Below are 2,865 nucleotides of genomic sequence, written 5' to 3' on the forward strand. Positions count from 1 at the left end.
ACGTATCAACTGGAGCAGCTCCTTTGATACTGCTGTATATAATGAATCTTTGATAAGATTAGCAGCAAAAAGAGAGGCAAATGTATGGTACAATAAACAAACAGGCATCATAAAGAAGTTTTTAGAAAACAAGTACCGTAAACAGTTTTCATCTTACAATGAAGCAAAAGACCATGCTTTTTTAGAGCATGAAAGGAAGAACAGAAGTAACTATGTAACTCCTGTTATTAATAGTAAAAGATCAGATAGAAATATAAGGTCATTTAAAACTAAGACTAATCTTAAAGGGCTTAAAGCTTTAAAAATAAGAGAAGCTGAAATTAGAAATGGTATTATTAATTATCCCATATACCCTAATTACGAAGTAAATGGTGTTCCTTTAAAAGATATAAAGGATATTAACACGTTAAATAATGCCTATAGCAATTTATTAGGGCAATTTATAGATAATAAATGGAGAGAGTTTGAAAGTGATTATATCACAAAAATATTTGGAGCTTCTTTTGATAATAGTGTTTTAAAAACTAAAAATAGTATTTACCACAGTTTAAACAAGTGGGATCGTTTAGATTTTATGCAGTTTTATATTTATTATGATCAACTTGTTAATAGACCTACTCCGATTCTCATGAATCCTCAAGAGGCTAAATTATTTGAAAAGTATTTAAATAAGATAAACTCTATTACTTCAGTCTATGTAACTAACTATGTAAATGCAAATAAGAATAATGATGTATCATTGTTTCATGTAGATCATTGGAAAATAATTTGGAAAAGAGACTATGGTAATTCTCTTTTTCACATAAATACTGCAAAAAACAAACACAAAGAATTAAAAGAGAAAGAGCTGAATAGACTTATTAACACAACTTCTATACACGCTACAACTACTATAGACAAACTAGTATCTTTATTAAGAATTACCAATTTAGATGAATTGCAATGGTTAAATGATCACCCACATAAAGGAGATGAATTTGATAAACGATATAGCAATGCAAAATTAAGAGACGTCAACAATCCGCAAGACCCATCAGGAGGAAAAATATTACCCCCAGACTATTATGAACAACTAGCTATTTCGAGTATTAGAATAGAACTAGCCAATGGAGCAGTAATTGGAGGATTGATTCGAGGACTAGGGCTAGAAAATATAACTCAAAAGAATTGGTTGTATAAAAACAACGATAAAGCAGAAGTTAAAGAATTAATTAAATATGTAAATCAAAATAAGGTTAACGGAATAATTAATGAAGAAGCAAAAACAATAGCCCATGAAGCTATTGATATTTCATTAAAATTAGATAATTTTGATGTTAAAATTAATAAAGAAGATTTTAATCCCTTAGATGACTCTTGGATAACGACTTTAAGAGATTTAGCTAGAAAAATTGAGAGCATAAGAACACGTATTCCATCAGTATTATGGGGAATAATTAATGTTGATCTTGACCTTAAACTTAAGAATGCTTTAACTCTTACAGCCAATTCATTAACTCCTGGTGTTGCAAGCTTTACAGAGTCTCAAAAACAAAGCACTTTTGATATTGACGGAAAGAAAGGAGTAGGAATATTGTTATATGAGTTTGCCAATGGAGAAGGTCCGGCCAAAAGAGAGTTTTCGAACGGAATGTTTTGGAGTGATTTCTTTGCTGGGGATAGAATAAATCAAATAAAGCAGGATTTTGAAGATAAACTAGGTAAAAGAGGTTTAACATTTAATCAATTTGTTTTAAATAATACCATGATTAGAGGAGGAAATGCATTTAGTCCTGATCATGCTGGGGTTATAAATTCTATCAGTCAACATATTAATGCTAATTTGGTACAATTTTTTGTAGGAGGTACGAGAATTGAATATAGACCTTCAAGTCTTACAGGGTATATTGATGTGATAATAATCAACCCTACTAGTAGATACTCTTTACTACTACATAGTAATTTAGTTCATAATTACGACCGTACAATACACGGAAGCATTCCTTTATCAACCATTGAACAATATTTTTATATTAGAATTAAAGTAAGATAACTATGAGACATTTAATAAAAAAAAGAAAATTTAATAATATAATAGTTTTTTTTTTCTTAATACTTTTTAACGCTTGTTATCTAATTCCTTGTGAGTTAGATTCAGGTCTTATTAGGCTTAACAAAAAACAAAATGATGACTTTTTTATTGGTGAGTATTATGTGGAATCATTTATAGGTAATAGCTATAATTTAAATACTGAAAACACATATATAAAAGTTAGTAATCAATTAATCGAAATATATAATATACCGAGTCGAGTATTTAATTTTAACTTAAACAGAGAAATTAATGCTAAAGCTAATTGGAAACAAGTACCTTTTAAAGAAAACTTGTTTCTATCGGTAGATTTAATTTTTGAAAAACAAGATTCATTAGAGAATTATGGAACTTCTTGGGAAGTTTATAAAAAGAATGGTAAACCAGTAATTCTTATCAAGGTCGGTGACCCTGACGAATGCAGTGCCATACGATTCATTAAAAAATAACGATAAGACCTTTAGTTTTTCTAGTATTACTATTTTCCTTTTCAAGTTGTAAGTATTTTAAAGGAGACCATTGTAATAATTGGTGCTTATAAAAGCATATTGAAAGATGTAAAGGTATATTGGATGAAATGAAGAAATATGTTCTCCACAAACAATAAACTCTTTTAAGTTAAGTACTTAAAAGGGTTTGTTTTTTTGAATTAAATCGAATTTAATGTCATATTCTTTTCTAATAGAACTTTTTATCAAATTTATTAGACAAACTACTGGTTTCCGTAATTTTAAATTATTTATTCATTTTATTTTTACAGCAAAAATTTAGTATCTAAAAATTATTCATTTTTT

Annotated in this window: 2 protein-coding genes; both read left to right on the forward strand. The window is 28.2% G+C overall.

Annotated elements, in window-relative coordinates; genetic code table 11:
* Positions 1 to 2,032: hypothetical protein (locus Q0873_RS18140; protein ID WP_299110205.1), on the forward strand; the 2,032-nt coding region annotated here is incomplete at its 5' end.
* A 2-nt stretch (positions 2,033 to 2,034) separates the two neighbouring features.
* The gene (locus Q0873_RS18145; RefSeq protein ID WP_299110207.1) at positions 2,035 to 2,520 is read left to right on the forward strand and encodes a hypothetical protein; all 486 of its coding nucleotides are present in this window, start codon (positions 2,035 to 2,037) and stop codon (positions 2,518 to 2,520) included.
* The last annotated feature ends 345 nt before the right edge of the window (positions 2,521 to 2,865 follow it).

The sequence above is a fragment of the uncultured Tenacibaculum sp. genome, from assembly GCF_947498805.1.
In the GTDB taxonomy this organism is placed as follows: Bacteria; Bacteroidota; Bacteroidia; order Flavobacteriales; family Flavobacteriaceae; genus Polaribacter.